The following is a 26,931-nucleotide window of genomic DNA, read 5'->3' as shown; positions in this document are numbered from 1 at the left end:
CTCTCATACTCCCCCTTTAGACCGTAATGAAATTAATTAAATGGAGGATCGGCAGAATGAAGATTAAACTGTCGAATCGATCAAGCACGCCTCCATGTCCAGGGAGGATTTTCCCGGAATCTTTAACGGCATAATGTCTTTTAAATGCAGATTCGACCAGATCACCGATCTGTCCTGCAATGGAAACCAATATCGTGACAAGCAGGATGACGATCAAAGAATGATCAAGTGGATAGACCCACTGAAACAGGACGGCCACGATGCAGGCAAGTACGATTCCCCCGATCGATCCTTCAATGGTCTTCTTCGGACTGATCTGCGGCCAGAGCTTGTGCTTTCCAAATGAACGGCCGAACAGATAAGCACCTGTATCCGTCGCCCAAACAACAAACAAGGAGAAAAACACATATTCAAGTCCCGCTTGTTGTGTTTCGATCAAATAATTAAATCCCATTCCGATGTAAATGGCGGACAGCAGGAGAAATCCGGCATCATCGAAAGTGAAGCGGTTCTTGACGAGTACCGTGTAGCTCAACAACACTAAAACGGCCAGAAGAGTTATTTCGGACTTCGTAATTAAATCCTCATCCGCCACAATACCGTCAAACACTTCATAAGGAAACATAAGCGCCCACATAAGCAGGAGACCAAGTCCTGCAGCGACTGAATATCTAGCAATTTTTTTCATACGTATGAGTTCCAGCAAAGCGATACTCGCAATGATGTACACGAACGCCTGGAACGGCCATCCTCCGAGCATGATGATCGGAATAAAGATCAATGCGGCAACTACTGCTGTAATGGTTCTTTGCTTCATAAAGATTAATCACACCTTATACTCCGCCGTAACGACGTTTACGATTTTGAAAATCATAGAGAGCTTTCTCAAAATGGCTCTCATTGAAATCAGGCCAATATACTTCAGTAAACCAAAATTCTGCATAGGCGAGCTGCCAAAGCAGAAAATTACTAAGCCTCTGTTCCCCGCTTGTACGGATCAGGAGGTCCGGTTCAATCAAGTCGGAAGTATAAAGCTCCTTACTGAAAACCTCTTCATTAATATCTTCCGGGACCAGTTCACCTGACTGGACTTTGGAAGAAATCTGCCTGACTGCCTGCACCATTTCAAAGCGGCTGCCGTAGTTGAGTGCAAAGTTAAGAATAAGTCCGTCGTTGTTCTTTGTTTTTTCCATCGCTTCTTTGACTGCCTTTCTCGTATGAGGTGGCAGGACATCAAAATCTCCGATGGTCTGGACCCGGACATTTCTCTCGATCAGTTCAGGCAAATATGTATTTAAGAAATCAACAGGAAGCTTCATCAGGAAATCGACCTCTTTTTTCGGGCGTTTCCAATTTTCAGTTGAAAATGCATACAGAGTGAGAACCTTCACGCCGATATCGGACGCATAACGCACGATCCGTTTCACTACTCCCATACCTTCCTTATGCCCGGCAATTCGCGGCATTCCACGGTTCTTCGCCCAACGGCCGTTTCCATCCATGATGATTGCCACGTGCTCCGGAATATGATCGTAATCGAGCCCGAGCGGCTGGGATTTCGGTTGTTTTTTTCTTTTGGCAAATGGAAACTTGATTGGCATGTTGAATCCTCCAGTCCGTTTCTTCCATCTTTCTATTATATACTATATTTCGACGATATGTCGTTCTATATGATGGAAACAAAATGAAAGCCGCGCTGCCAAACATCTACAGCGCGGCTTATACACCTCAAGGCATATGAGTTCAGGAAGAAGATCAAACTTCCATGATCTCTTCTTCTTTCGTTTTGGCCAACTCATCGATTTTGACGATGTGCTGATCCGTTACCTTTTGGACATCTTCCTGATAAGATCGAAGATCATCTTCTGTGAGTTCGCCGTCTTTTTCAAGTTTCTTCAGTTTGTCGTTGGAATCGCGGCGGATATTACGAATTTGTACTTTCGATTCTTCCGAGTACTTGCCTACTACTTTGGCAAGGTCCTTACGACGCTCTTCTGTCAGTGCAGGAATGTTAATTCTGACAACATTTCCGTCACTGGATGGAGACAACCCAAGATCCGCTTTCTGGATTGCTTTCTCAATTTCAGCAATCGCAGTCTTATCATATGGTGTAATGACAAGCAGACGAGGCTCTGGTGCGGATACTTGTGCAAGCTGGTTCAACGGCGTCGCAGCTCCGTAGTAGTCCACATACACATTGTCAAGGATAGATGGATTGGCGCGTCCGGCACGAACTGTCGCCAACTGGCGAGAAAAAGCTTGTACCGCCTGCTCCATTTGTTGTTTTGTCTCATTAATCACGGCTTCAGACATGATTATTTCCCCCTCACGATCGTTCCAATATTTTCGCCCATTACGGCCTTTTTGATATTACCGTCTTCTGTAATAGAGAATACCAATAAATCGATATCGTTGTCCATACATAGGGAAGATGCAGTGGAATCCATGACTCCAAGCCCTTCGTTAAGGACGTCCATGTAAGAGAGCTGGTCGTACTTGACAGCATCTTCATTCAGTTTTGGATCATCTGTGTAAACACCGTCAACATTATTCTTCGCCATAAGAATGACGTCGGCTTCAATCTCAGCAGCTCTCAAGGCCGCTGTCGTATCCGTAGAGAAATACGGATTACCTGTACCCGCAGCGAAAATGACGACACGCTTTTTCTCCAGGTGGCGGATCGCTTTTCTGCGAATATATGGCTCGGCTACCTGTCTCATTTCAATAGATGTCTGAACACGGGTCGGAATACCGAGGTTTTCCAGGCTGTCCTGCAGTGCAAGAGAGTTCATAACCGTTGCGAGCATTCCCATATAGTCGGCATTCGCACGATCCATGCCCATTTCTGCACCGACTTTTCCGCGCCAGATGTTTCCGCCTCCGACGACGACAGCAACTTCTACTCCCAGTTCCGCTACTTCTTTCACTTGTCTAGAGACAGACTTGATGATGCTCGGCTCCAATCCGAACCCTGCCTTACCACTCAAAGCTTCTCCACTTAATTTTAATACGATACGACGATAACGAGCTGTAGTCATAGTAACCTCCCGTGAATTTTGCTATTCCTGTTTGCTTGCACATCTGCCACTATGTAGCATGTTTGAAAATAGGGAACACCGACAGTGTCCCCTACTCTTCACTATCCTTATTTTTTAACTTGGCTCATTACCTCATCAGCAAAGTTTTCTTCACGTTTCTCCATACCTTCTCCTACTTCGAAACGATCGAAACCAGTGATTTGTCCGCCTGTAGAAGCGACGAACTGTTTCACTTTCTGGTCAGGATCTTTAACAAAGCTTTGGTCGAGCAGGCAGATCTCTTCGAAGAACTTGTTGATGCGTCCTTCTACCATTTTCTCAACGATGTTGGCAGGTTTGCCTTCGTTAAGCGCCTGAGTCTTAAGAACTTCGCGCTCTTTGTCTGCTTCTTCGGCAGGGATTTCATCACGGGATACATAACGAGGACTTACAGCCGCTACGTGCATCGCAACGTCTTTAGCTGCCGCTTCGTCTGTAGAACCTTCAAGGACGGTAAGGACACCGATGTTCCCACCCATGTGAAGGTAAGCACCAAACGCATCGTTATCTGTTTTTTCTTTGATTACGAAACGGCGAAGGGAAAGCTTTTCACCGATTTTCGCTACGCGGTCTGTAATGTAGCTGCTAAGAACTTCTCCATCACCGTGAAGTTTCTGTTCAAGCGCTTCTTCTACAGTAGCCGGCTTTTGGTTAACCAGGTGTTGACCAAGTTCTTTCAAAAGCTCTTTGAACTGGTCGTTCTTTGTTACGAAGTCTGTTTCACAGTTCACTTCGAAAAGAACAGCCGTGTTCCCTTGGATTTCAATTGCAGCAGAACCTTCTGCAGCGATACGATCTGCTTTCTTAGCAGCTTTGGAGATACCTTTCTCACGAAGCCACTCGATCGCTTTGTCCATGTCACCATCAGTTTCTGTCAGCGCTTTTTTACAGTCCATCATACCTGCGCCAGTTTTTTCACGAAGTTCTTTTACCATTTTTGCATTTACAGCCATTGTTAAAGCCTCCTTGTTAATATACAAATCGAAGCCGCTTCTCTGTCCTGGTCAAGGATGAGAGGCGGAATATTAAAGAAAGTCTCTTTAAAAAAGGTGATAAAGGTACGTCCCCTTATCACCTTTTTGACCCTTTTTTACTCTTGAGCAGCTTCTACTGCAGCTTCTGTTTCTTCCGTTGTTTCTGTTTCTTCCCCTTGTTTCGCTTCAAGAACAGCGTCTGCCATCTTGGAAGTCAACAATTTAACGGCACGGATTGCGTCATCGTTTGCTGGGATGACATAATCGATTTCGTCTGGGTCACAGTTAGTATCAACGATACCTACAACCGGGATATTCAATTTATGAGCTTCAGCGATTGCGATGCGCTCTTTACGAGGGTCAATGACAAACATTGCATCCGGAAGGCTCTTCATTTCTTTAATTCCGCCTAGGAATTTAACAAGACGATCTTTTTCTTTAAGCATGTCGACAACTTCTTTTTTAGGAAGTACGTCGAACGTACCGTCTTCTTCCATACGCTCAATATCTTTCAAACGATAGATACGTTTGCGGATTGTTTCGAAGTTAGTAAGCGTTCCACCCAACCAACGTTGGTTGATGTAGTACATGCCACAACGAGTAGCTTCGTCGCGGACAGTGTCCTGCGCTTGTTTTTTCGTACCTACGAAAAGAATGTTACCGCCGTCAGCAGCGACCTCTTTCACGTAGTTGAATGCCTCGTCTACCTTCTTCACAGTTTTCTGAAGGTCGATGATGTAAATCCCGTTACGCTCCGTGAAGATGTATTTCTTCATTTTCGGGTTCCAGCGACGGGTTTGGTGTCCGAAGTGAACACCAGCTTCTAGCAGCTGTTTCATAGAAATTACTGACATGTTAGTTCCTCCTGTTAGGTTTTTTTAGTATCCTCCGCCTCTATCATTTCCTCTAGTGAACTCTTCTTGTGAAGAGCAACCTCACCGGAGGATCCAAAGGCGTGTGTATTGACACCGTCAGTAAATATACCACAAGAGCGGAGGACGTTCAAGTTTTTTCGCTAGTTTTTTGGCTCCATTTGTACAACAGCTCCACTTCTGTCTTTCCTCTATCTAATTTCCGGGCTGTTTCTTCAATGGTAAGGCCGCTCTGCATCATGTCGATCACCTGCGACTGCAGGGAACGCTCATAAATAACTTCTGTTCCTTCTACAGGGACGGGGGGAGTATAAACCGGAGCACTCTCCCGAATAGATGCTTTCGCTTGGTGCTCATCGGTGTATGTGACCGGCTTTTGTTCCGGAGGATTTGCCACCCATGCCATCAAACGCTCATTCTCATCTTTCAGCTCTGCTAAATAGGAAGTAAACAGGTCGTCTATTTCAGAAGCGGTCTCTTGCTTCTGCTCTTCCAGTTCCCCTGCCTGTTTGACTCGCTTCATCAGTATGAAAATAGCATAAAGCAGCACCCCGTCGATCAGGAAGCTTATGGATAATAGAAATCCTGTCATCTAATCACCTGTCAATTCTGTTGATATTCCGTCATGCTTCTATCATCTCCCGTAGGGAATGACGCAGTTTATATATTGCTTTCGCATGAATTTGCGAGATTCTGGACGTGGTCAGCTCCAACACATGACCAATTTCCGTCAACGTCAGTTCTTCATGGTAAAACAAACTGATTACCAGCTGCTCCTTTTCATTCAACTGCCGTATTTCTTTTGCAAGCTCCTGGAAGTTTTCTTTTCGTACAATGGAGTCCTGTGGTGTCCGGGTCTGTTCATCAGGGATGGAGTAGCCGATTCCTTCTTTATGATCTTCCCTGCCGTCTTTCGGTTTTTCTTCCATAGAAAGGACGTTCGCATAAAGAGAGTCTTTCACGATCTCTTCCACTTCTGCCTGCGTGACCTCAAGCTCTGCAGCCACCTCCCATGAGGTAGGAGGACGCTGCAGTTTCTGCTCCAGCCTTTCTGTCGTCTGTTCCACCTTCTTAGCTTTGTCCCGGACAGATCTTGGGAGCCAGTCCTCTTTTCTGAGACCGTCCATAATGGAGCCCCTGATTCTGAAAGATGCATAGGTATCGAATTTCAAATCTCTTGTCGGATCGAACTTCTTCAACGCATCGTAGAGACCGAACATGCCCAGGCTGCGGACATCATCTTTGCTCACGCTTTTTGGAAGGTGGGCAGATATCCTTTGTACGTGGTAATTTACAAGATAATCATATCGCTCGACTAAGTGGTTGACAGCATCTACGTCCTGCTTCTTCGTCCAAAGTTCCCACCACTGTTGTTCCTGAGGAGATAAACAGATGGCCATTTTCATCCTCCCCGCTTGTTTATTGGATCGTTGTTCCATTATATAATCCGTTCCCCCGCCCCGACCGTTCGTATCTTAAGGGCATTGGTGGAAGGATCGAATTCAATTGTTCTTCCTTTTGATCCCCCAACGTCTGCTGCGACAATCGGAATATGAACCTTTGCGAGACACTGACGTACCGCTTGTACGTTCCTCGGCCCAATCCGCATCGTGTCATTTGCCTCCCCGAACTGAAACATTTGTGACCCACCGGCAATTTTCGCTTTAACCTTATGTAGGGGAACACGCTGCTCTTTTATTAGTCGGCAGAGATCTTCTACAGCTGTATCTGCATACTTGGCCCGGTTCCGCGCATTCCTTGAAACCGTCGAATCCGGCAGCATGATATGACCCATGGCCGCGAACTTTGACCTCTCTTCGTAAAGGACGATTCCGACACAAGAACCAAGTCCCGACGTACGAATCGTGTCCGGAGCTTTCACACCAGCCATCTCCCCTATCCCTACACGTATGAGCATCCCTATCTCACCCATCCGCTTGAATTCCCAACGACTTAAAAATACGGTCATAGGATACAGGATCCGGAAAGAAGAAAATGTGCCCTTTCATCGATTCCGCTTTCTCGCGGTCCACCAGAACCGTCTCTATAACCAGAGCAGTGTCCCTGTCAACGGCAATTCGAACCAGCCCTTCACTGAGGACGGCACCTGCCATATCCTTGGATAAAGAAGGAATGGACGGGTACATCGTGAGTGCTGTCATTTGGTTCAATGCTGCTAAATACGAGCCGGACAAAATGTTCCCAAGTTCTTTGACCGCAGATACAGCCAGCGTCGGATCATTTCTATATGACTGCCCGGCCGCAAAAGTCAAGTGGTCTGCGAACATGGCGGCTTGTTTAGGAGAGAAAAGAAAGAACATATATCCAGAGGCGTCGCCGTGGATTTGGAGGCAGACTCCTACCACTTCTTCTTCGCTCCCTCCAGCAAGTTTCAGCACCTCATCGAAACCAGCAGCATGGACATCGGGAACATGCATGTCAAAGCCTCTGCCCAGAAGACGGGAAAGGGCCGTCGCAGCATGCCCGGCGCCGATCGTCCCTATCTCCCTCCACACGTCTATGTGTGCCTTAGTATAGCTGAAGCTATCCTCCATTAATTTCCAGCCTTTTGTAAGCTCTTCGCTTCTTCTTCTGAGAGGATTTTCTCCAAATTCAACAAAATGAGAAGCCTGTGTTCCTGTTTAGCAACACCCTGTATATATTCCGCCTCTACGGTACCGACAATCTCAGGCGGTGGTTCGACTTCCGTTTCGTCCAGGTCAAGCACATCATTCGCTGCATCCACAATCAACCCGACATTCAGCTCTCCCACCGTTACCGTGATAATCCTCGTTCTCTCATCAGCTTCTTTGAACGGCAGGCCGAATCGTTCTCTAAGGTCAATGACAGGAGTGACTACTCCTCTCAGATTTAAGACACCTTTAACAAATGCACTTGTCCCCGGAACACGGGTGATCGGCATCATTCTTTCTATAGAACCTACTTGATCAACCGGGACCGTATATTCTTCATTATTGATTTGAAAGACGATGACTTTCCTAATGGATCGGCTTTGTTCCGTCATTTCTATCCCTCCTATTTAATTAGTGCATTGCTGTCCAGAATGAGCGCTACCTGTCCATCCCCAAGTATTGTAGCCCCCGAGATGGCGAATACACCGGAGAGGTACTCTCCGAGTGATTTCAGCACGACTTCCTGCTGTCCAATGAACGTATTGACAACGAGAGCTGCCATTTTTTCTCCTTTTCGAACGATAACAACGGAATAATGCTCCTTTTCTTCCAGCGATTCCGGTACATGAAGGATGTCTTTTAAGAAAACAAGTGGAACGACCCGCCCGCGGAAGTCGATGACCTTCTTATTGTGGGCATGGAGGATGTCTTCCTTCTTGACAATCGCGGTTTCTATTATAGAAGAAAGCGGAATTGCGTACTTCTCTTCCTGGACTTCCACAAGCATGACGGAAATAATGGAAAGTGTCAGAGGAAGCTGAATAGAGAATCTGCTCCCTTCTCCGGAGACACTCTCAATCGTGATGGCTCCCCCCAGAGATTCAATCGTATTCTTTACGACATCAAGGCCGACTCCTCTGCCGGAAACATCAGAAATAGTATCAGCAGTGGAGAAGCCGCTTGCCATGATCAACTCGAACACTTCCGAATCCGTCATGGTTTCCGCTTGTTCCCGTGTGATTATCCGGTTACCAACAGCTTTTTCAATTACCTTATCCCTATTTATTCCGGCACCGTCATCCGTAATTTCGATGAACACATGGTTTCCGCTGTGGTAAGCCTTGAGCTCCAAACTTCCTGCCGGGGGCTTCCCTTGCGCTGTGCGGATTTCCGGACTTTCAATCCCATGATCAAGCGCATTACGAATAAGGTGGACAAGCGGATCACCGATTTCGTCAATGACGGTTCGATCCAGCTCCGTTTCTGCTCCAAGTATGGAGAGATGGATCTCTTTATGGAGATCCCTTGAAAGTTGACGAACCATTCTTGGAAAGCGATTAAACACCTGTTCAACAGGCACCATACGCATATTTAAAATGATGCTCTGCAGATCACCGGAGATCCGGACCATCCGCTCTACCGTTTCCTGAAGCTCGTCATGCTTCATTTCATTAGAAATTTGTTCCAGCCGTCCACGATCGATGACAAGTTCTTCAAACAAATTCATTAATGCATCCAGTCGGTCGATATTGATTCGTATCGTTTTATTTCCAATCTGCTTCTTCTCTGATTCTAACTCTTCCTTCGTCTCTTCTTTTCGTACTTCTTTTATCTCCTGCGCCTTTTGTTCAGGAAGCTCATAAGGAGAAACGTCCACTTGCTCCACTTCCGAAACCTGAAGAATTTTCTCCTTTACTTCCTCCGCCGGTTCTGTTGTCGTCAGCAAGACGGTGAACTGTTCTTCGAAGGCTTCATTCTCCAAATCTTCTGCAGAAGGATTCGTTTGCAGCACTTCCCCCATTTGTTCGAGAACTTCAAATATCATGAACACGCGGACCGACTTGAGCAGGCAGTCCTCCCTTAAACGAACCCGAACCTCATAATTAATATGTCCCTGCTCCTCCGCTTGGCGAAGGACGGCGGAGGTATATTCATCAACCTTTGGAAGACCCTGCTCGGGCAGGGGATCGGCTGTTGTCGCAGCCGCTTCATCCAACTGACCAGCCGCAGTGCCTTCCTCTATGGATTGAAGCATGCGAACGACTTTCTGCACATCCCTCTCTCCATTTCCTCCATTGGCTATATCCACGACCATCGCTTCTAAATCATCAACGGAATCGAAGACGACATCAAGGACCGGACCATCAACGATAATGTTCCCGTTGCGAACGGCGTCCAGGACGTTTTCCATTTTATGTGTCAGATCAGAGAGATCCTGATACCCCATTGTGGCAGACATTCCTTTCAACGTATGAGCGGAACGGAAAATTTCATTAACAATGCTTAAATCCTCGGGATTCTTTTCTAGTACGAGCAGGTGGTCATTAATCGCTTGCAAATGCTCTCTGCTTTCATCGAGAAATACTTCTAAATACTGATTCATTTCCATTGCGTTTACTCCCTTCCGTTTTGGAGTGACAGGATTAAAGCCTTACTGATATCCTCTAAATCGGCTACTTCATCCGACAACCCCGACTTCACTGCTGCTTTAGGCATCCCGTATACGACACACGTCCCTTCGGACTGTGTGATGCTGTAGGTGTGCCGGATTTTCTGTTTCAATTTATGCAAACCTTCCGAACCGTCTGCTCCCATCCCCGTCATGACGACTACGGATGGAGTAACACCCGCCAAGTCTGACAAGGAAGAAAACAGCCGGTTGACCGAAGGGCGATGCCCGGACAGAGCAGGCGTCTGGTCCAGCACCGTATACCATTCACCGCCCCGTTCACGGACGGTCAAATGAAAATCTCCAGGAGCGATATACGCCGTCCCCCGTTCCAAACGTTCGCCGTCTTCCGCTTCTTTGATCGTTATCTCTGCCAGTCTGTTGAGACGCTCAGAGAGAGATTTCGTAAATCCTTTCGGCATATGTTGGACGATTAAGACGGGAACAGGAAGCTCCCGTGGCAACGAGGTAAGAACCTCTTGCAGGGCTCTGGGGCCGCCGGTCGATGTTCCGATGGCAATTAAGTTCCTTCTGTTTTCCGCCCTTAACCGTGGGTGGGTCCTTTGCTTTTCCTGCTTAGTGGAAGTGGGAAGAGCAGTAACATTGGCTCCTCCCGCAGCTATCACTTTCCTTATCACCTGGTACTGGACCGTTTCCATATCAAGGGAAATGGATCCGGACGGCTTTTGAATGACATCCACCGCACCTAAGCTCAGGGCTTTAATGGTGCTGTCTGCGCCTTCCTTGGTTAGACTTGACACCATAACGACAGGCGTCGGACGCTTCTGCATAATGATTTTAAGGGTGGTCAAGCCGTCCATCACCGGCATTTCTACATCCAATGTAATCACGTCCGGTTCAAGGGCCTCCATTTTCTCAAGCCCATCCCGACCGTTTCTTGCAGCAGCCACCACTTCTATTCTGGCATCCCTTTCCAAAATATCCGTTAAAATCCGGCGCATGAAAGCCGAATCGTCTATGATAAGAACCCGAATCTTGTTCATCGCTTCCCCCTTGCAAACATCAGATTCTTCAGCTTATAAAGAAATTTACCGGTCCGCTCCGGCTGCTTTTCATTTAAATAATTTCCGACGATATGCTTCATCATCATTCCTGCCTTGCCCCCTTGAGAATCAAGCACAAAGGGCCTTTGTCGCCTTACCGCTCTAAGAACGGCGCTGTCATCAGGAAGGAGGCCTGTTTCGTTCAACTCCTTTTTAAGAAAGCGCATAGCTACTGTTTTGAGCTTGTCCATGGTTTCACGCCCTTCACGGGCATCCAGAACCCTGTTTACTAAAACGGAAATTGGCAGATCCGGCGCCCTTTGGACTACATGCTTGATCATGGCATATCCATCCGTCATTGCCGTCGGCTCAGGCGTCGTAACCAGGACCGCTTCATCGGCCGAGCGTATGAAAGCAAGGCTTTCTTCAGTAGCTCCCGCCCCCATATCTAGAATAATATACTCATAGACTTCCAATAGCTGCCGGAACTGGTCTTGAAAGAAACCAAAGTCCCCCTCATCCATATGAAAAATGTCCGACAACCCTGATCCACCGGAAATATAGCCAAGCCCGGCAGGACCTTCCTCTATGATGTCACTGACGGATAATCCCCTGCGGAATAAGTCAGGAAAAGAATAAGCCGGAGTCACTCCTAATAGAATATCAACGTTTCCCATTCCGATATCCAGATCGATCAGCAGCACCCGTCTTCCTTTTTTCTGAAGTGTCAATGCGAAGTTAACAGATATGTTGGTTTTTCCTACTCCGCCTTTTCCACTTATGACTGCAATCGTCCTCGCCGTAGGAACAGTATCGTTTTCCATCCTCTGACGCAGCTGCTGTGCCTGGTCATTCATGAGCGAATCCCTCCATCAGCAACCTGGCAAGGTACATAGGCGATGCTTCTTTTCTATCATCAGGCACATCCTGACCATTGGTGAAGTACGCAATTCCCTTTCCTGTGGATGAAGCCATATTGACAGCACTTCCGATATGGACCGTTTCATCCATCTTCGTAAATATCAACTGATCGACAGGAAGATCTTTGAATTCTTTGTAAACCGCCTTCATGTCAACTAGCTTGCTCGTAAGACTCAACACGAGAAAATTCTCCGAATCGTTGTCGAAATCAATTAAATCTTTCAATTCCTCTACATAAGCAGCATCACGGAAATTCCGCCCTGCGGTATCTACGAAGACAAGATCATAATCTGCGAACTTTTCTCTTGCTGCCTTGAAATCATCCGCATTATAGGCTACTTCCAGAGGAACATTGAGAATGGTGGCATACGTCTTAAGCTGGTCTACAGCAGCGATTCGGTAGGTGTCCGTCGTAATGAATCCAACCTTCTGCTGCCGGTGAAGTATAGCGTCGGCTGCCAGTTTTGCAAGGGTGGTCGTCTTCCCGACTCCCGTGGGACCGACCAGATGTACAAAAGGTTTAGAAAACGTCGACTTTCCGAAACTCAACCCCTTTAAATGGTCGTATATTTCATTTGTCAGTCGTTGCTTTAACACATCCGCATCTTCTGTCTGCTCGTATTTTTCCAGCAGTGCATCAACGAAGTAACCGGCAAGATCTGTCTCCACTTCTTTAGAAATTAAATATTCATAGGCGTGTTGATAGAGAGGTGGATAGTGTGAATCCTTCTTTAACAGCAGTTCTTTCATCTGCCGGATTTCTTTCACGATTGCATCGCCATCCTTGGATGGCGGCATGTTTACCTCTAGTTCACTGCCCTGTTTTTTTGGTCTTCCGGATCGATTGCCGCAATAACCTCCGTCTGCTCACGCTTGAAAAAACCGAGGAATCCGCCAGTCTTTATGTTTTTAGAATTCAAAATGACGGCATCCGCTCCAAGCTCCTTTCGCACCTTCTTCATCGCTTCTGGCATCGTTGGCGCCTGGATTTTTCTTATTTTCATGCCACATTCACCACCCCTATGCTTTGTACCTCGGCACTTGGTTCCAGCTCGTTATAAGAGAGGACGACTACTTGTGGAAGGAAGCGATCCAAAAGCTGCTTCACATACATCCGAACAGCAGGAGAACAAAGAATAATGGCCGTTTCTTCCTGTAAGGACATCTGCTCCACCTGTTCTGCTATGGATTGAATGATTGCATGCTGGCTGTCTGGATCAAGGGCAAGATAGCTGCCATGCTCCGTTTGTTGGATGCTTTCTGCTATCATTTTCTCCACTTTACCGGAAACGGTGATCACCTTTACCTGGTTATCCGCCGACCGGTACTGGCCGGTAATCTGAGCGGAGAGCGCCTGTCTTGCATACTCGGCCAGGAGATCCGTATCACTCGTCATTTTGCCGAAATCAGCAAGGGTTTCAAAAATAATCGGCAGATTCTTGACAGAGACGTTTTCACGGAGCAGCTTGGATAAGACCTTCTGTATATCCCCGACGCTCAAAGGTTCAGGAGTCACTTCATTGACAAGGATTGGATAGGAATCTTTCAGGTGATCGATGAGCTGCTGCGTTTCCTGACGACCGAGAAGGTTATGGGCCTGTTGTTTAATGACCTCTGTAATATGAGTGGAGACGACGGAAGGAGGGTCGACGACCGTGTACCCAGACAACTCCGCCTCATCCTTTTGTTCTTCCGTTATCCATTTAGCAGGAAGACCGAATGCCGGCTCGTTTGTATCAATGCCTTCTATTCCGTCATCCCCTTCCGGACTCATAGCAAGAAAGTGATCGAGCAGCAGTTCCCCTTCGGCTACTTGATTCCCTTTAATCTTCAGCCGGTATTCATTCGGGCCCAGCTGAATATTATCCCTGATCCGAACCACCGGGATCACAATACCAAGTTCGATCGCCAGCTGCCGGCGGATCATAACAATCCGGTCGAGCAGGTCTCCCCCCTGGCTTGTATCCGCAATGGGAATAAGCGCATATCCAAATTCGAATTCTATCGGATCCATACTGATTAACTGGACGACATTTTCAGGCGACTTCATTTGATTGCCGTCTGCCTCATCCAATTCTTCCGGTTCTTCAATTAAAGGAGCTTTGTCTTCTCTCGACAGCCAAAAAGCCCCGAAGGCGAGAACGGAAGAAATCAAGGTCGTAAGAAAGAAGTTAATCGGGGTGAGGCCGAGCAGAAATATAGTGATGGCCGCAATATAGAGCAGCTTCGGATAGCGAAGCAGCTGGCTCGTTACATCCGTGCTCAAATTGCCTTTAGACGCAACCCTCGTAACTACAATCCCGGTAGCTGTGGAGATAAGCAAAGCAGGAATCTGACTGACAAGCCCGTCTCCCACCGTCAGACGCATATACGTATCAATCGCTTCATTAAATGACATGCCCATCTGGACCATCCCGATGATCAGTCCAAAGATGATATTAATCAGAACGATAATGATTCCGGCAATAGCGTCTCCTTTGACAAATTTACTCGCACCGTCCATCGCTCCGTAAAAATCCGCTTCCTGTTCAATCTTTTCACGGCGGTCTTTCGCCTGATGTTCGTTGATCATACCGGCATTTAAATCAGCATCAATGCTCATTTGTTTTCCCGGCATGGCATCCAATGTGAACCGGGCAGCCACTTCGGACACCCGTTCTGCACCTTTTGTGATGACAAGGAACTGGATGATAATCAGGATGATGAAGACGACGAATCCGACAAGCGGGTTTCCACCGATTACAAACGTTCCGAAGGTCGCCACGACACCGCCTGCATCCGCCTCTGACAAAATGGAACGGGTAGTGGAAACGTTCAACCCCAAGCGGAACAATGTTAGTAAGAGTAACAAAGTGGGGAACACGGCGAACTGTAATGCCTCTTCCATGTTCATAGATACAAGGATGACGATGAGAGCTAACGTGATATTGATAAGAATGAAGAAACTGAGAAGCCACCCCGGAAGTGGTATGACGAGCATGATAATAATTAAAATCACACCGATGAGTACAGATAAATCTCTTGCTGACATGTGGGGCACTCCTTTCTGTTACATTTTTTTCTCCAATTGATAAACGTAAGCCAACACTTCCGCAACGGCCTTGTAAAATTGTTCATCAATGGGTTGATCGAGTTCTGCATGCTGATAGAGAGAACGTGCCAGCGGACGGTTCTCCACGGCAGGTACCCCGTTCGCTTTTGCCACTTCCTTGATCTTCATAGCAAGGACATCCACCCCTTTGGCTATGACGATTGGTGCGGAGGACTGTGCTTCGTCATATTTAATGGCGATGGCATAGTGCGTGGGGTTGGTAATAATGACATCCGCCTTTGGCACTTCACTCATCATCCTGCTTGCAGCCATCTGACGCTGTTTCTCCTTGATTTTCGCTTTGATCTGCGGATCTCCCTCGATGTTCTTATGCTCATCCTTGACGTCTTTCTTCGACATCCGGATGTTCTTTTCGTGATCATACCGCTGATAGGTATAATCAAGAACAGACAATAGGAGCAGCGCCAGGGCGGAAACAAGACCCATGATGACAGTGGTAGTTCCGAAGAATGCCAGCGCCGCGTCCACATTCTTTTGAGACATCAGCATCATTTCATCTTTGTAATACCAAATGACAGAGAACGAAATGATGCCGATGACACTGATTTTCAATAGTGATTTCAGCAGTTCCACAAGTGCTCTGGCTGAAAAAATCCGTTTTGCACCTTTAATCGGATCGAGGCGTTTCAAGTCCATCTTCAACGGCTCACTCGTAAACATCACCCCTACCTGCAGAAGATTGGAAGCTAACCCTGCAAGGATGGCAATTCCCATAACCGGAGCGACCACCTTCGCTGCCTCTGTCGTCATTTCCAGGAAGACAGAAGCCGTCCTTTCTTCGGTCAGATCCATATAGAGATAATCGGTGAAAGCATGTTCATACATGCCGGTCATCGTCTCCTTCATGAATCCTCCAGTTAAATACAGAACACCGAAAACCAAAAGCAGCAGAAAACCCGTATTGACATCCTGACTCTTCGGGACCTGGCCTTTTTTCCTCGTGTCCTGACGTTTCTTCGGCGTTGCTTTTTCTGTTTTTTCATCAGCAGCAAAATATTGAAGATCCAATTGCAAATAAACCATCGATCAGCCTCCGAACAGTACCATCAAGCCGCGCATGGTATCAAGCATCGTTTCAAATAATTTACGGATTAAGAAAATATAAAACGGCATGGCTATGACCAGCACGGCAAGACCTGCAAAGATCTTCAGCGGAAGCCCGACAACGAAAACGTTTAGCTGCGGGACCGTCCTTGCAATAATGCCGAGCGCAATATCGACGAAAAACAGACACCCGACGATCGGCACAGCAAGCAGAAATGCCGTGATGAACATATGATTAAAAGCGTTGAGGACATATTCGATCCATCCGTCTTCCCTTAAAGGCAAAAGCTGGTCAAGCCCGATCCACTCATAGCTGTAGAACACTCCGTCGATCATTAAATGGTGACCATCGACAGCCAGAATGAGGATGAGCGTAACGATATACATATACTGACCGACAAGAGGGCTTTGGGCTCCTGTCTGCGGATCGATGACGTTGGCAATAGCGAAACCCATTTGGAAGTCGATGAATCCACCGGCGATTTGTATAGCTGCCAACACGATATAGGCGATTAATCCGACAGCAATCCCCACCGCTGCTTCCTTCAATAGAAGGAGTATGTATTCTGCATCAAGAGAGACGGCCGGAAGCGGTATCGTAAAATAAAGAATGGCTGCAAGGAAAACACTGAAGCCAAGCTTGTGCTGTGTTGGTACCGTACGGTAGGAAAACAGCGGCAGGGTGGCAAAAAAAGCCGTGATCCGAACCAATATCAGTAGAAACGCCGGTACGTTCACAAGAGCAATAGATTCAAGCATCCGTTAACCGACCAGCACATTAAGGTTGTTGAATATATTTGCTGTGAACTCCACCATGTTCGTCAACATCCAGGGACCGAAAACAATTAATCCGATTAATACAGCAACAATTTTCGGTATGAAGGCAAGCGTCTGTTCCTGGATCTGGGTCGTCGCTTGGAAGATGCTTACTACCAATCCAATAGCAAGAGCCAGTATGAGTACCGGTCCGGAAATGAGCAGTACTGTATAAATGCCTTCTTTTGCAAATGAGATAACCATATTAGTATCCATCCTGTACCTCCTGTCCTAAAACCCTTCTAGTAATGATTTCGTTATCAGATACCATCCGTCTACAAGGACGAACAGCAAGATTTTAAACGGAAGGGAAATCATAACCGGCGGCAGCATCATCATACCCATCGACATAAGCACGCTCGCCACGGCCATGTCGATGACTAGGAAAGGTACGAATATCATAAAGCCCATTTGAAAGGCTGTTTTTAATTCACTGATGGCAAAGGCAGGAACGAGCGTCGTTAATGGGACATCCTGAATCGTCTCCGGTGCCTCCATACCGGAATAGTTCATGAATAGCGCAAGGTCCTTCTGCCTCGTATGTTTTCCCATAAATTCCTTCATCGGCACGCTGGCCTCTTCATAAGCCTCATCAAGCGTAATTTCCTCATTAAACAACGGAGTCAACGCCTGTTCATTCACTTCCTGGAAAGTGGGAGCCATAATGAAAAACGTTAGAAATAATGCAATACCGACAAGAACCTGGTTCGGCGGCATCTGTTGGGTGGCAAGGGATGTCCGAACAAACGACAATACGATCAGAATTCTTGTAAAACTGGTCATCAGGATCAAGATTCCCGGAGCAAGCGACAAAACGGTCAGCAAGAGCAGAAGTTTTACAGAAGTAGCGACACTGCCGGGGTCAGAGCTTGAAAAAATGTCTACAAATTCATTCATCCCCGCCGCCCCCTTCTTTCCTGTCCAGCAGCCGTTTCCTTTTCTCTTTCATTTCCTTTAACTGGGTTTCAAATAACTGCTTGAAATCACTTGATTTATTTTCCGCCCTTCCTTGATGGAGGTTCTTTTTAATGACCTCCGTGAAGCCGGATGACATATCTTGTTTCTTCAATGCGTCTATCGTTTCTTCATCTGTAATTTCCGTAATTGCCTGCACGGAATCACCTACGCCTAAAATGAAGACGCGCCCGCCAATTCTAACTGCCTGAACGGACTTGTTCGGGCCGAGGTTCAATCCACCGAGGTTCTCCATCGTGCGATTCTGTTGGAAGAGCCTGTTCTTTTTATTAAAAAACTTTAGTAATGCATAGATGAGAGCGACAACGAAGGCCAAGGCGAGGATAAGCTTGATGACGTTCCACACCAATGACCCTCCCGACGGCGCCTCTGTTTCCGAACCGTTAACGGTTTGATTCTCCCCTCCGTCGTCATCCGGACATCCGGAAAGATCCGGATTATCCATGCATTCGACGACGGATGGCTGAGCGAGGGCCGTCCAAGGATGGCTACCCAAGAGGCTCCCGAACATGACTAGGATGACGATGACTCTGGCTGCAATGCGCATGTGCATTCCTTCTTCAACTTAACGCTTTTTGAATCGCTTCGATGACACGATCCGCCTGGAACGGTTTTACTATAAAATCTTTGGCACCGGCCTGGATGGCATCCACAACCATTGCCTGCTGCCCCATCGCGGAACACATAATGATCTTTGCCTGAGGATCATGACTTTTAATTTCCTTTAAAGCTGTGATTCCATCCATCTCAGGCATAGTAATATCCATCGTTACAAGATCCGGCTTTTCTTCTTTATATAAGTCGACCGCTTTTTGGCCGTCTTCCGCTTCCCCGGCGATTTCATATCCGTTCTTCGTCAAAATATCTTTTACCATCATGCGCATAAAAGCCGCGTCATCAACAATTAGTATTCGTTCTCCCATGTCTATTCCTCCTATTTATCCATTAACGTAGTTTAGTCAATCGTTCTTTCGGGCTTACAATATCGGTGACACGCACACCAAAGTTCTCATCGATGACGACAACCTCACCTTTTGCCATCAGCTTGTCATTGACGTGAATGTCGACAGGTTCACCAGCCAGCTTATCCAGTTCAACGACGGAGCCTGCCGATAAATCCAGTATCTCTTTCACGGTGCGCTTCGTCCGCCCTAGTTCTACGGTTACCTTAAGCGGTATATCCATCAACATATCCAGATTGTTTTGAGCCGCAGGCGTCATGGCACTGCTTTGGTCAAACTCCTGGAAACTTGCATGCTGAATGTCTGCCTCCTCCATGCCGTACCCTGAAGGCGCGCCTACATACTGCGGCTCCGGAGCCGCCTGCTCGGCAGTTTCTTTCACAGACGGGGGTTCCGGATCTTTTTGCGCTGATTCTTCCACGCGCGGAGATTCCGTAACTTGTTCAGGTTCTTCTTTCTTTTCCGGGTTCAGCAGTTCTTCCACCATCTCTTTCCCAAAACGGACAGGGATCAGCTGCATAATGCTGGAATCAATCAATGTTCCAATTTTAAGCTGGAAGGAAACTTTAACAAGCACTTCTTCGTTTGGAATCCGTTCGGTACCCTTATCCACCTCCAAGTCCAGAACATCGATAGCAGGCGGAGAAATATCCACCTTTTTATTAAAAATCGTCGACATACTGGTCGCCGCAGAGCCCATCATTTGATTCATCGCTTCCTGTACTGCACTAAGTGCAATATCACTGAGCTGAGCATCGGGAGACGTTCCATCTCCCCCCAGCATGAGGTCCGCGATAATCGCTGCGTCTTCGGTCTGGATCACGAGCACATTTTCGCCGCTGAAACCATCCGTGTACGTCACCCCTACCGCGACATGCGGTTTCGGGAATTCTTCCGGTAAATGAGCCCTGTCTACGACGGATATCGTCGGAGTTGTAATCTCCACCTTCTGATTGAGGAGCGAAGACAGGGCAGTAGCGGAGCTGCCAAAAGAGATGTTACCGATTTCCCCTAAAGCATCCTCCTCCAAAACAGAGAGGCGTTCCGCTTCTGGTGTATCTTTCTTATCCTTATCGAGTTCGGCAGAAGAGTCATCTCCTCCGCCTCCGTTCAATAGTGCATCAATTTCGTCCTGTGATAACATGTCATCCGTCATAATGTCCGGCACCTCCTTGACACTCTTCTAAAATTTGCACGGCCAGTTTATTGTTTAATTTCCCCGGCTGTATGTAAAACTTATCCTCTTCATCGACCCGCAGCATAAGCGGCTTTCCTATCGGCTGATCCAGGCGGATGACGTCTTCTGCTTTCAGATCTAAAAACTGTTCGATCGACATCGATGCCTCTCCTAATACCGCTCGGATATCAAGCTCGGTACCGCGAATGGTTTGAGTGAGTGCTTCCTGTTCAACCGGATCGCGTTCCTTCGGCTGTTCCTTCTGCATCCAGTAATGTACCGACAGCTTCGGAATAATCGGTTCTAATACGACATGAGGAATGCAGATGTTAATCATTCCGCTCGTAGAACCTACAGTCGTTTCCAACGAAACGACCACGACAGTTTCATTCGGTGATACGAGTTGAAGGAACTGAGGGTTGACTTCAAAATCCTCCAGTTCCGGTTCCATATCAACAATGGATCCCCATGCCTCCTGATAATTTTCCAGCGCATGTTCAAAGAGGTGGGACATGATCGTTGTCTCAATTTCCGTCAAATTGTCCACTTTGTTCACGCTGCTTCCCTTTCCACCGAGCACTCTGTCCATCATGGCATAAGCGACGTTTGGATTTGCCTCCATAAGTATCCTTCCTTCTAAAGGAGGAACATGGAAAACGTTCAAAATCGTCATCGTCGGAATCGAGCGGATAAACTCCTCATAGGGAAGCTGATCTACGGATGCAACCTCAATGTCGACATACGTACGCAGCTGCGCGGAGAAGTACGTCGTTAATAGTCTGGAAAAGTTTTCATGGATCCTCGATAAACTTCTGATCTGATCCTTCGAAAAACGGAGAGCCCGCTTAAAATCATAGACTCTTACCTTCTTCTCCTGTTCTTCCTGTTTTAATTTCTCTGCATCCATTTCTCCTGTAGAGAGGGCAGAAAGTAAGGAATCGATCTCGTTCTGCGAAAGAACTTCTTCAGCCAATACCTCACCCCCCTTTCCTATTGCATTTACTGCAGCACTTTGGTGACTGTATAAACATCTGTGACAGAGCCTTCATCCATAAATTCATTCAGCTTAAGTTTAAGCGTGGCTTCAAGATCCGAAAGACCGGACTGGAAGGACTCCGCATCCATTACAGCAAGCTCTTTTAAAAGAATATTCTGTACTTGAAAGTCCCGTTTCTCCAACTCTTTCACCGTATCTTTGCTGTCGGCGACAATACGAAAACTGATGCGGACATAGTCTCCGCTCTCCAAGTCTGTAGTGATCTCTTCTGTTGTATAGGATGAATCTACGATGTCATCAATGGAGCGTTCTCCACTGGCTTTCTTTGTATCTCCCATATTAAGCACCAGAACAAAGGCGATCACTCCAAGTACTAAAAGGCTGCTGAATGAAATCACCATGATCTTAAATAGTTTCATCGTTCCTCTTCACCACCCTTTTGTACGACGCGCAGCAAACCAATTCCCTGGTAATATTTCTTTACTAACCGAGCGACCTGCTCTTCGGACTCCCTCACAAGAATCGTCCGGCCGGAAACGGTCGTGATCGTCGTATCCGGATGGGACTGAATCTGCTCAATATACAGAGCATTAATCGTAAACGGGTCCCCGTTCAATTTCGTTAAAGGTATCATAGATTCACAGGAGGGCGGTTATGCCCTCCCCCTCCCTTCGGCTTATCGTTTCAAGTTGACGAGCTCTTGGAGGATTTCATCCGATGTCGTGATAATCTTTGTATTCGCCTGGAATCCGCGCTGGGCTGTGATCATTTCCGTAAATTCATCGGCGAGGTCGACGTTCGACATTTCAAGAGAACCGGAAACCATCTGTCCCGTTCCGTTTTGACCGGCAACCGAGAGATCGTTTAAGTTATCCAGCGGATTAGCCCCACTGGCACTAATGAATCCCGCATTATCCGTCATACGATATTCGTTACCGCCGATTTTCTCAAGCCCATCAGGATTGGAGAAATTAGCCAGGCGCAATTGGCCAGCCACTTTTGTTTCCCCGTTTCCGTCCACATAGTTGATCGTACCATTCGTCTGAATACTAAAACTTTGTGCATCCTCAGGGATTCTTAACACTCCGGCACCGTTTTGCGCCGTGTTCGGTCCTGTTTGATTTATCGTATACGGCTGTCCTACGACATACTTCCCGCTGTTGTTGACAAGAGCGCCGTCATCGTCCAAGTAAAAGTTTCCGGCTCTTGAAAAGCTTAGATTAATGTTTTGAATATCGCCAAATGAAGCATTAGGGTCAATTTCATCTGTTCCAGCCTCAGCTAAGACAAACATTCCATCCCCTTCTAAAGCGAGGTCAAGCGCCCGATTCGTTGTCTGTCTGTTCCCTTGCGTATGAATGGTGTCGATTGAACCAGTTTGGGACCCTAAACCAACCTGGGATGGATTCATTCCTCCTCGGATATTATCCACATTTCCGGCGGTCGGACCTTGAGCAGCAGATACGGACTGGCTCATCATATCCTGGAAGGATACCCTCCCTTTCTTGAATCCCGTCGTATTGACGTTTGCAATATTGTTACCGATCGTATCCAACTTCGTTTGGAACCCTTTCATTCCGGAAACCCCTGCATAAAGTGAACGTAACATACCAACCATTCCTTTCAATTTTTAATTGTATGACGCCGCTTCATTCATTCCGCGGCGTTGAAGGCTTCCCTGGTTGCGGGTCCGGCCTTATTTGCTTATAAAGATCGTTCCGTTGATATTTGTAAAAATCTGCGAGGCGGACTCTTCACGATCAAGCGCCGTCACTACCGTATTATTTTTCGTGCTTACGATTAATGTCGCATCATCCGTAACGATGAGAGAATCGGTAATGCCTTTACGTTTCGCTTCGGACATTTTACCGGCTATTTCTCCCCACATGTCTTCGCTGATGTCAATATTCCGCTCCTCCAGCCTGCGCTTTGCATGTTTACTGACCTTGACCTCTTTCGCTTCCTCCAATACATCCCTGAAGGAAGGAAAATCGTTCTTAACAGGAGCATTTTTAGGGATAGTAAGCGGTCGGTGAAGAGCTTGTATACGCGGATCCATATCATTCCTCCACCTTCCCGTCTTTGATTTGTGTGAGGCTGCCGACAGGAACCGCGGCTCCGTCTTCTATTTCAAAAAGGATATCTCCATCCTTCTGTTTGACCGATATCACCTGCCCTGCTTTGACTTCCTCGCTTCCCGTTTCCGGATTTGTGACCGCGTAAGATACTTCCTTACCGATCAAATGACTGTACTGAATGAGAGGGGGAGACTGTTGTCCGTCAAGGAAGCTCTGCAGAGACTGCGACATGTTAGTCATTTGTTCCAAACTGGAAAACTGGGTCATCTGCGCGATAAACTCTTTATCCTCCATCGGGTCAAGCGGATTTTGGTTCTGTATCTGCGTCATCAAGATTTTGAGGAAATCATCCTTACCGAGAATGTTACTGCCAGACGTCTGCTTCTGCTGATTTTTCAAATAGATGGACGGGTCAATGGCTGTCATGGAATCACCTACACTTTCTCATTCATTCTTAACAATTCTTCAAACGTTGGACCATCCTCTTCCGTATCATCGCGCTCGCGGTCCGGGGACGAACCCTGTCCATTTCGCTTGCTGCCGGATTCCTCCTGTTCTTTGCTTTCTTGATAAGCAAGGCCGCCGGCAGGGGTGTCCGTCCTTTCGACAACGACTTGATGTGGAGAGAACACGTGGCGCAGGTGGTGGAGGTTTCCTTCAATCACTTCTTTTGCAGATTGGCTGCCTACCATAAGCTTCACGACCATCTCGCCGTTGATTTGAGCCACTTTCACCGTCAAGTCACCAAGGTTTCCAGGTTTCATCTGGATGCGCAGCTCTTTATTGCCATGAAGGTCCGTAAGCATCCTGCTCTTTTGGACAAACTGTTCTAAATCCTTCACCCACTGCTTCATTTCTTGTCCGGAAGTCTTAGTTTCAGCCAAAGGAAAAGCCGGCTGTTCAGACATTCGGAGCACTTGGAAAGCAGCTTTATCCGCATTACCGTCTATGCGAGCCGCAGCCTCTTTTTGAAGAAGAGGTATAGAAGCAGAAGGAGCCGTCCATGGATCAAGGGCTTCTTTTGAGCGAATTGCCATACCTTGGGCCTTTTGTTCCCCTGATCGGTTCCCCGTCTCATAGAGACCAAGCTGCTGTTGGGCAACAACGGCATTTCTCACTGCCAGCGTAGTCGATTGCGGGGGTGGAGCCTGCCTCCCGTCCGTCACTCTTTCCAATACTTTAACCACTCTTTTCGAAAGGTCTTGCGATACGGTCATGGCAGCCGGTTTATGTTCCCCCTCCGTCCTGACATCCGAAGCGGCGGCACGATTCCCTTCAGCCAATGTAAGGGACAGCTGATTTAAAGGAAGCTGGGTTCGGATATCTGCCTGAAGTGGTTTTAACAAGGTAAAGGCTGCTTTATTTTCCACCTTTATATCAAGCACCGGTTCCCCTGATTCAGCCGTATATTGGACGGTCATCTTCCCTAATTGTTCCGGATTCATGGAAAATGTTTTCGAAATACTTTTGGATGGATGGGCGCGCATTTGCTGAAGGAAATTTCTCAAAACTTCCACAACAGAACTTTTTATCGTTTCTTCTGTCTCCACATCGATAGTAATAGGGCCACTCGAAGCTTTGGGTCCATCGGTGCGGACGCTCTGTGAAGATGCTTCTGCGTTTATAGGCGGAGCTAACCCGCGGTTACTGTTCGACTGGTTTATACGGCCGTAATGATTCAAGCCTGAGAAGCGGCCGTCTAACTTAACAGCATCCGCCAAATAAGGAAGTTCCGACGTTGTTAAATGGATAAATTGTAAGATATCCCCTGCATCAAACGCACGGTCTATTGCTCTGGAAAGATTCTCTGGAATTATTGCTGTTTGGACCGCCGAAGCTTGTCCATCTGGAGACAGCTCTCTATGTATCTCATGCTGAACCGGAAGCTCCCTGTTATGCAGACTGTCCCATTGCTCCATACGATGAAGAATAGTTGAGAGTAAGGGGGATTTGCTATCAGCCTCCACTCCCTTCTCCATCAAGGTGTGAAGCAAAGCATTCCATTCCTTTTTCAAATGTCCTTCCAACTTTATCAACTCTGCGCCATCATTAATCGAGACCTGGCCTTCATTCATAGAGGGCGCAAATGGAATAGACCCTTTTTGCTCCTCCCTGAGGGATGCACTGTCATTCCAAATCCTTTCCGGTAAAAAGGACAGCTCTTCTTTCAGGCTGTCTATAGATATATCAACATTCCGTTTTTTGTAAGTCCCGTTCGCTGCCGGAGTAACTTCCAGCTGATTCTTACCGATGCCCGTATTCATAGCTTCTACCGAAATGTCTTTCGCCAAGTAAGGAAGCTCTTCCACCATGCGAAGAAGGAAAGCATCCGCATCCCTTTTTTCGTACGCCGTGGTTACCTCACGGAAAACGTTCAAACGTTTCACGTTATTAGAAATCTGCTCGATACCTTCTGAGTCCAACGGTTGGTTATGTACGTCTTGTTGTCCTGGTGCGGCGGTTCTATACCGAAGCGCATGCCACTGTTCCAAACGCAGGCCGATCACGTCAAGCCTCTCTTCTTCTTCTTCGCTCCTCGGTAGCTTGTCGTATAATGTCTGGAATATAGACCGGAGTTCTTCCCCCAATTCATCCAACCCAACCGATTTCGCTGGACCCGCAGCCGGTGTTGAAACAGCTGCCTCCCCGATCATTCCTTCCAATCGCTCCTTGAACTGAGGGGCAAAATCAGGGGGTGATGTCGTTTGAACCGCTTGTCCTTGTAAAGGTTGAGGGTTAGCTTGTCCACTAAACAAAACGTTCCAATCCATTGCTATCACCTCCTTTCGAACGGTTCCTTTAAGAATCGATAAGCGCACTTGCGTAAGAGGCGGCTATCTCTGGGTCCATCTGGCCGAGAATGTCTCCTCGCTCTTCCACTGCTATCAAACGAAGTACTTGAACAGCCAAGTCCTGATTCATGGTGGAGATGATTGGAGCGGCTTCTTCCGGGTCCATCTTCTGGAAGGATGCAGCAATGTCTTTTGCACTGTCTTCTTCCACATCTTCCTGCCCCTTTTCCTCGGTCGTCCCTTCAAGCTCTTTCTCCAACTGTACAATCTGGTTTTCCATGTCTTTTTTTTCTGCATCCCCAGCCGAAGCCTGCTCTTTTAATTGTTGGATTTCCGCTTCTTTATTAGCTAACATCGCCTGTAGTTTATCCGTTTCCTCTGAGGACGCCGAATCCGTGGAAGTGGTATCTGCTATGCCGGGTATGTTAGCTCCGTACTTTTCCACCTGTTCAAAAACGTTGTAACCCATGAGCGTCATCACGATCACGGTCAATACAACCAGGAAGAGGAGCGGAAAGACAACAGCCGAAAATATCTTTAGAAAACGGCTGCCTCCTTTTTGCTGCTTTGGTAGTTTCTCTGCCATCCGATCACCTGTTCCTCCTGTTTAAATACTGGACCATGGACACTTCATCCATATTTTTATTTTCTTCCTGCTTGGCGTACTGTTTCTGTTTCTCTTCTTTGTTCTCAATTAAGCGTTCATATTTCTTCACTTCTCTGTAGGCTTCTGTGAGCTTCGTTTGCGTCCGATCCATTTTCCGCCTTGCCTGCTGAACCAGTGGCTGAAGCGAATGAATGATCTCTTCCAGACGTGCAATATACTGCTGATGCTGGAGGAACGCATGCGCCTGGATCGCTCTCTTCTCCATCGTGGAATTAAAGGCTTGAATAGCATCCTCTTTTTTCTTTAATGCTTCATACAGTCTATAGGCATGTTCTTCGAATTGATCAACCGCCTTTTCATGTGTACGCTGTTTCTCTTTTTTATCCCGATCCTGCAAGTCTCGTATCTTCTCGAACGTATGAATGGTAGTCATGCATTCAC

The 26,931-nt window shown here is 47.1% G+C and carries 33 protein-coding genes; all 33 read right to left on the bottom strand.

All coding sequences use genetic code 11. The features are described from left to right. Positions 1-16: 16 nt before the first annotated feature. Positions 17-817 carry a phosphatidate cytidylyltransferase gene (locus tag QRD89_RS09175; protein WP_008639604.1) on the bottom strand — a complete coding sequence of 267 codons (801 nt, stop codon included), beginning with the start codon at positions 815-817 and terminating at the stop codon, positions 17-19. Positions 818-833: 16 nt separating this feature from the next. After that, positions 834-1,601 carry an undecaprenyl pyrophosphate synthase gene (gene uppS / locus QRD89_RS09170; protein WP_026577457.1) on the bottom strand — a complete coding sequence of 256 codons (768 nt, stop codon included), beginning with the start codon at positions 1,599-1,601 and terminating at the stop codon, positions 834-836. A gap of 154 nt (positions 1,602-1,755) precedes the next feature. Beyond that, a complete protein-coding gene (frr, locus tag QRD89_RS09165; RefSeq protein WP_008639599.1) occupies positions 1,756-2,313 on the bottom strand; it encodes a ribosome recycling factor in 558 nt (185 codons plus the stop codon). A gap of 2 nt (positions 2,314-2,315) precedes the next feature. Then, positions 2,316-3,038 (bottom strand): UMP kinase, encoded by a 723-nt coding sequence (pyrH, locus tag QRD89_RS09160; RefSeq protein WP_008639597.1) that lies wholly within the window; start codon positions 3,036-3,038, stop codon positions 2,316-2,318. A gap of 107 nt (positions 3,039-3,145) precedes the next feature. Continuing rightward, positions 3,146-4,030, bottom strand: a complete 885-nt coding sequence (gene tsf, locus QRD89_RS09155; protein WP_008639595.1) for a translation elongation factor Ts — start codon at positions 4,028-4,030, stop codon at positions 3,146-3,148. A 137-nt stretch (positions 4,031-4,167) separates the two neighbouring features. Next, complete coding sequence (rpsB, locus tag QRD89_RS09150; RefSeq protein ID WP_008639593.1) at positions 4,168-4,905, bottom strand: 30S ribosomal protein S2; 738 nt, start codon at positions 4,903-4,905, stop codon at positions 4,168-4,170. A 148-nt stretch (positions 4,906-5,053) separates the two neighbouring features. Then, positions 5,054-5,515 carry a hypothetical protein gene (locus QRD89_RS09145; RefSeq protein WP_286096766.1) on the bottom strand — a complete coding sequence of 154 codons (462 nt, stop codon included), beginning with the start codon at positions 5,513-5,515 and terminating at the stop codon, positions 5,054-5,056. A 31-nt stretch (positions 5,516-5,546) separates the two neighbouring features. After that, positions 5,547-6,323: a FliA/WhiG family RNA polymerase sigma factor gene (locus QRD89_RS09140; RefSeq protein ID WP_286096765.1), complete on the bottom strand. Its 777-nt coding sequence runs from the start codon at positions 6,321-6,323 to the stop codon at positions 5,547-5,549. A gap of 38 nt (positions 6,324-6,361) precedes the next feature. Next, a complete protein-coding gene (locus QRD89_RS09135) occupies positions 6,362-6,841 on the bottom strand; it encodes a chemotaxis protein CheD (protein ID WP_286096764.1) in 480 nt (159 codons plus the stop codon). Positions 6,842-6,848: 7 nt separating this feature from the next. Continuing rightward, a complete protein-coding gene (locus QRD89_RS09130) occupies positions 6,849-7,478 on the bottom strand; it encodes a chemotaxis protein CheC (protein ID WP_008639586.1) in 630 nt (209 codons plus the stop codon). After that, complete coding sequence (locus QRD89_RS09125; RefSeq protein ID WP_062513407.1) at positions 7,478-7,948, bottom strand: chemotaxis protein CheW; 471 nt, start codon at positions 7,946-7,948, stop codon at positions 7,478-7,480. Before QRD89_RS09125 ends, QRD89_RS09130 begins: the two co-directional genes overlap by 1 nt. Before the next feature lie 11 nt (positions 7,949-7,959). Beyond that, the gene (locus QRD89_RS09120; RefSeq protein ID WP_286096763.1) at positions 7,960-9,945 is read right to left on the bottom strand and encodes a chemotaxis protein CheA; all 1,986 of its coding nucleotides are present in this window, start codon (positions 9,943-9,945) and stop codon (positions 7,960-7,962) included. Between the two features lie 5 nt (positions 9,946-9,950). Continuing rightward, positions 9,951-11,009 carry a protein-glutamate methylesterase/protein-glutamine glutaminase gene (locus QRD89_RS09115; protein ID WP_062513403.1) on the bottom strand — a complete coding sequence of 353 codons (1,059 nt, stop codon included), beginning with the start codon at positions 11,007-11,009 and terminating at the stop codon, positions 9,951-9,953. Beyond that, on the bottom strand, positions 11,006-11,866 hold the full coding sequence (locus QRD89_RS09110; protein WP_286096762.1) for a MinD/ParA family protein: 861 nt from the start codon (positions 11,864-11,866) through the stop codon (positions 11,006-11,008). Before QRD89_RS09110 ends, QRD89_RS09115 begins: the two co-directional genes overlap by 4 nt. Further along, complete coding sequence (locus QRD89_RS09105) at positions 11,859-12,728, bottom strand: flagellar biosynthesis protein FlhF (protein WP_353477946.1); 870 nt, start codon at positions 12,726-12,728, stop codon at positions 11,859-11,861. Before QRD89_RS09105 ends, QRD89_RS09110 begins: the two co-directional genes overlap by 8 nt. Before the next feature lie 8 nt (positions 12,729-12,736). After that, positions 12,737-12,934 carry a hypothetical protein gene (locus tag QRD89_RS19245; RefSeq protein ID WP_008639576.1) on the bottom strand — a complete coding sequence of 66 codons (198 nt, stop codon included), beginning with the start codon at positions 12,932-12,934 and terminating at the stop codon, positions 12,737-12,739. Then, on the bottom strand, positions 12,931-14,961 hold the full coding sequence (gene flhA / locus QRD89_RS09100; RefSeq protein ID WP_286096761.1) for a flagellar biosynthesis protein FlhA: 2,031 nt from the start codon (positions 14,959-14,961) through the stop codon (positions 12,931-12,933). The genes QRD89_RS19245 and flhA overlap by 4 nt, the downstream gene beginning before the upstream one ends. A gap of 18 nt (positions 14,962-14,979) precedes the next feature. Continuing rightward, positions 14,980-16,065 (bottom strand): flagellar biosynthesis protein FlhB, encoded by a 1,086-nt coding sequence (flhB, locus tag QRD89_RS09095; protein WP_062513399.1) that lies wholly within the window; start codon positions 16,063-16,065, stop codon positions 14,980-14,982. Between the two features lie 3 nt (positions 16,066-16,068). Beyond that, a complete protein-coding gene (gene fliR, locus QRD89_RS09090) occupies positions 16,069-16,845 on the bottom strand; it encodes a flagellar biosynthetic protein FliR (RefSeq protein ID WP_008639566.1) in 777 nt (258 codons plus the stop codon). A gap of 3 nt (positions 16,846-16,848) precedes the next feature. Next, entirely contained in the window at positions 16,849-17,118 is a 270-nt protein-coding gene (gene fliQ, locus QRD89_RS09085; protein ID WP_008639564.1) for a flagellar biosynthesis protein FliQ, read from the bottom strand. A 15-nt stretch (positions 17,119-17,133) separates the two neighbouring features. Continuing rightward, positions 17,134-17,799: a flagellar type III secretion system pore protein FliP gene (gene fliP, locus QRD89_RS09080; protein ID WP_008639561.1), complete on the bottom strand. Its 666-nt coding sequence runs from the start codon at positions 17,797-17,799 to the stop codon at positions 17,134-17,136. Then, the gene (locus QRD89_RS09075) at positions 17,792-18,424 is read right to left on the bottom strand and encodes a flagellar biosynthetic protein FliO (RefSeq protein ID WP_286096760.1); all 633 of its coding nucleotides are present in this window, start codon (positions 18,422-18,424) and stop codon (positions 17,792-17,794) included. The genes fliP and QRD89_RS09075 overlap by 8 nt, the downstream gene beginning before the upstream one ends. Positions 18,425-18,437: 13 nt before the next feature. Then, entirely contained in the window at positions 18,438-18,800 is a 363-nt protein-coding gene (locus QRD89_RS09070) for a response regulator (RefSeq protein ID WP_008639557.1), read from the bottom strand. Positions 18,801-18,822: 22 nt separating this feature from the next. Continuing rightward, positions 18,823-19,995 carry a flagellar motor switch phosphatase FliY gene (gene fliY, locus QRD89_RS09065; protein WP_286096759.1) on the bottom strand — a complete coding sequence of 391 codons (1,173 nt, stop codon included), beginning with the start codon at positions 19,993-19,995 and terminating at the stop codon, positions 18,823-18,825. After that, a complete protein-coding gene (gene fliM / locus QRD89_RS09060; protein ID WP_008639553.1) occupies positions 19,985-20,989 on the bottom strand; it encodes a flagellar motor switch protein FliM in 1,005 nt (334 codons plus the stop codon). Before fliM ends, fliY begins: the two co-directional genes overlap by 11 nt. A 26-nt stretch (positions 20,990-21,015) precedes the next feature. Beyond that, complete coding sequence (gene fliL, locus QRD89_RS09055) at positions 21,016-21,432, bottom strand: flagellar basal body-associated protein FliL (protein ID WP_008639551.1); 417 nt, start codon at positions 21,430-21,432, stop codon at positions 21,016-21,018. Beyond that, positions 21,429-21,647, bottom strand: coding sequence for a flagellar FlbD family protein (locus QRD89_RS09050; RefSeq protein ID WP_008639549.1), 219 nt, complete (start codon positions 21,645-21,647; stop codon positions 21,429-21,431). Before QRD89_RS09050 ends, fliL begins: the two co-directional genes overlap by 4 nt. Before the next feature lie 42 nt (positions 21,648-21,689). Beyond that, positions 21,690-22,622 carry a flagellar basal body rod protein FlgG gene (gene flgG, locus QRD89_RS09045; protein ID WP_286096758.1) on the bottom strand — a complete coding sequence of 311 codons (933 nt, stop codon included), beginning with the start codon at positions 22,620-22,622 and terminating at the stop codon, positions 21,690-21,692. An 87-nt stretch (positions 22,623-22,709) separates the two neighbouring features. Then, positions 22,710-23,072, bottom strand: coding sequence for a TIGR02530 family flagellar biosynthesis protein (locus tag QRD89_RS09040; RefSeq protein ID WP_286096757.1), 363 nt, complete (start codon positions 23,070-23,072; stop codon positions 22,710-22,712). A gap of 1 nt (position 23,073) precedes the next feature. Continuing rightward, complete coding sequence (flgD, locus tag QRD89_RS09035) at positions 23,074-23,517, bottom strand: flagellar hook assembly protein FlgD (protein ID WP_286096756.1); 444 nt, start codon at positions 23,515-23,517, stop codon at positions 23,074-23,076. 8 nt (positions 23,518-23,525) lie between these two features. Beyond that, positions 23,526-25,862, bottom strand: coding sequence for a flagellar hook-length control protein FliK (locus QRD89_RS09030; protein WP_286096755.1), 2,337 nt, complete (start codon positions 25,860-25,862; stop codon positions 23,526-23,528). Between the two features lie 28 nt (positions 25,863-25,890). Beyond that, positions 25,891-26,469 carry a MotE family protein gene (locus tag QRD89_RS09025; protein ID WP_286096754.1) on the bottom strand — a complete coding sequence of 193 codons (579 nt, stop codon included), beginning with the start codon at positions 26,467-26,469 and terminating at the stop codon, positions 25,891-25,893. 4 nt (positions 26,470-26,473) lie between these two features. Beyond that, positions 26,474-26,923: a flagellar export protein FliJ gene (fliJ, locus tag QRD89_RS09020; protein WP_008639536.1), complete on the bottom strand. Its 450-nt coding sequence runs from the start codon at positions 26,921-26,923 to the stop codon at positions 26,474-26,476. Positions 26,924-26,931: the final 8 nt, after the last annotated feature.

This window comes from Halobacillus sp. ACCC02827 (assembly GCF_030291935.1).
Lineage (GTDB): Bacteria > Bacillota > Bacilli > Bacillales > Halobacillaceae > Halobacillus.
This window is presented reverse-complemented; position numbering and strand designations above follow the sequence as displayed.

What these genes read in the sequence shown, in the direction of transcription:
- QRD89_RS09175 (WP_008639604.1), bottom strand. Translation starts at nt 817, where the DNA reads ATGAAGCAAAGAACCATTACAGCAGTAGTTGCCGCATTGATCTTTATT.
- uppS (WP_026577457.1), bottom strand. Translation starts at nt 1,601, where the DNA reads ATGCCAATCAAGTTTCCATTTGCCAAAAGAAAAAAACAACCGAAATCC.
- frr (WP_008639599.1), bottom strand. Translation starts at nt 2,313, where the DNA reads ATGTCTGAAGCCGTGATTAATGAGACAAAACAACAAATGGAGCAGGCG.
- pyrH (WP_008639597.1), bottom strand. Translation starts at nt 3,038, where the DNA reads ATGACTACAGCTCGTTATCGTCGTATCGTATTAAAATTAAGTGGAGAA.
- tsf (WP_008639595.1), bottom strand. Translation starts at nt 4,030, where the DNA reads ATGGCTGTAAATGCAAAAATGGTAAAAGAACTTCGTGAAAAAACTGGC.
- rpsB (WP_008639593.1), bottom strand. Translation starts at nt 4,905, where the DNA reads ATGTCAGTAATTTCTATGAAACAGCTGCTAGAAGCTGGTGTTCACTTC.
- QRD89_RS09145 (WP_286096766.1), bottom strand. Translation starts at nt 5,515, where the DNA reads ATGACAGGATTTCTATTATCCATAAGCTTCCTGATCGACGGGGTGCTG.
- QRD89_RS09140 (WP_286096765.1), bottom strand. Translation starts at nt 6,323, where the DNA reads ATGGCCATCTGTTTATCTCCTCAGGAACAACAGTGGTGGGAACTTTGG.
- QRD89_RS09135 (WP_286096764.1), bottom strand. Translation starts at nt 6,841, where the DNA reads ATGCTCATACGTGTAGGGATAGGGGAGATGGCTGGTGTGAAAGCTCCG.
- QRD89_RS09130 (WP_008639586.1), bottom strand. Translation starts at nt 7,478, where the DNA reads ATGGAGGATAGCTTCAGCTATACTAAGGCACACATAGACGTGTGGAGG.
- QRD89_RS09125 (WP_062513407.1), bottom strand. Translation starts at nt 7,948, where the DNA reads ATGACGGAACAAAGCCGATCCATTAGGAAAGTCATCGTCTTTCAAATC.
- QRD89_RS09120 (WP_286096763.1), bottom strand. Translation starts at nt 9,945, where the DNA reads ATGGAAATGAATCAGTATTTAGAAGTATTTCTCGATGAAAGCAGAGAG.
- QRD89_RS09115 (WP_062513403.1), bottom strand. Translation starts at nt 11,009, where the DNA reads ATGAACAAGATTCGGGTTCTTATCATAGACGATTCGGCTTTCATGCGC.
- QRD89_RS09110 (WP_286096762.1), bottom strand. Translation starts at nt 11,866, where the DNA reads ATGAATGACCAGGCACAGCAGCTGCGTCAGAGGATGGAAAACGATACT.
- QRD89_RS09105 (WP_353477946.1), bottom strand. Translation starts at nt 12,728, where the DNA reads ATGCCGCCATCCAAGGATGGCGATGCAATCGTGAAAGAAATCCGGCAG.
- QRD89_RS19245 (WP_008639576.1), bottom strand. Translation starts at nt 12,934, where the DNA reads ATGAAAATAAGAAAAATCCAGGCGCCAACGATGCCAGAAGCGATGAAG.
- flhA (WP_286096761.1), bottom strand. Translation starts at nt 14,961, where the DNA reads ATGTCAGCAAGAGATTTATCTGTACTCATCGGTGTGATTTTAATTATT.
- flhB (WP_062513399.1), bottom strand. Translation starts at nt 16,065, where the DNA reads ATGGTTTATTTGCAATTGGATCTTCAATATTTTGCTGCTGATGAAAAA.
- fliR (WP_008639566.1), bottom strand. Translation starts at nt 16,845, where the DNA reads ATGCTTGAATCTATTGCTCTTGTGAACGTACCGGCGTTTCTACTGATA.
- fliQ (WP_008639564.1), bottom strand. Translation starts at nt 17,118, where the DNA reads ATGGATACTAATATGGTTATCTCATTTGCAAAAGAAGGCATTTATACA.
- fliP (WP_008639561.1), bottom strand. Translation starts at nt 17,799, where the DNA reads ATGAATGAATTTGTAGACATTTTTTCAAGCTCTGACCCCGGCAGTGTC.
- QRD89_RS09075 (WP_286096760.1), bottom strand. Translation starts at nt 18,424, where the DNA reads ATGCGCATTGCAGCCAGAGTCATCGTCATCCTAGTCATGTTCGGGAGC.
- QRD89_RS09070 (WP_008639557.1), bottom strand. Translation starts at nt 18,800, where the DNA reads ATGGGAGAACGAATACTAATTGTTGATGACGCGGCTTTTATGCGCATG.
- fliY (WP_286096759.1), bottom strand. Translation starts at nt 19,995, where the DNA reads ATGACGGATGACATGTTATCACAGGACGAAATTGATGCACTATTGAAC.
- fliL (WP_008639551.1), bottom strand. Translation starts at nt 21,432, where the DNA reads ATGAAACTATTTAAGATCATGGTGATTTCATTCAGCAGCCTTTTAGTA.
- QRD89_RS09050 (WP_008639549.1), bottom strand. Translation starts at nt 21,647, where the DNA reads ATGATACCTTTAACGAAATTGAACGGGGACCCGTTTACGATTAATGCT.
- flgG (WP_286096758.1), bottom strand. Translation starts at nt 22,622, where the DNA reads ATGTTACGTTCACTTTATGCAGGGGTTTCCGGAATGAAAGGGTTCCAA.
- QRD89_RS09040 (WP_286096757.1), bottom strand. Translation starts at nt 23,072, where the DNA reads ATGGATCCGCGTATACAAGCTCTTCACCGACCGCTTACTATCCCTAAA.
- flgD (WP_286096756.1), bottom strand. Translation starts at nt 23,517, where the DNA reads ATGACAGCCATTGACCCGTCCATCTATTTGAAAAATCAGCAGAAGCAG.
- QRD89_RS09030 (WP_286096755.1), bottom strand. Translation starts at nt 25,862, where the DNA reads ATGGATTGGAACGTTTTGTTTAGTGGACAAGCTAACCCTCAACCTTTA.
- QRD89_RS09025 (WP_286096754.1), bottom strand. Translation starts at nt 26,469, where the DNA reads ATGGCAGAGAAACTACCAAAGCAGCAAAAAGGAGGCAGCCGTTTTCTA.
- fliJ (WP_008639536.1), bottom strand. Translation starts at nt 26,923, where the DNA reads ATGACTACCATTCATACGTTCGAGAAGATACGAGACTTGCAGGATCGG.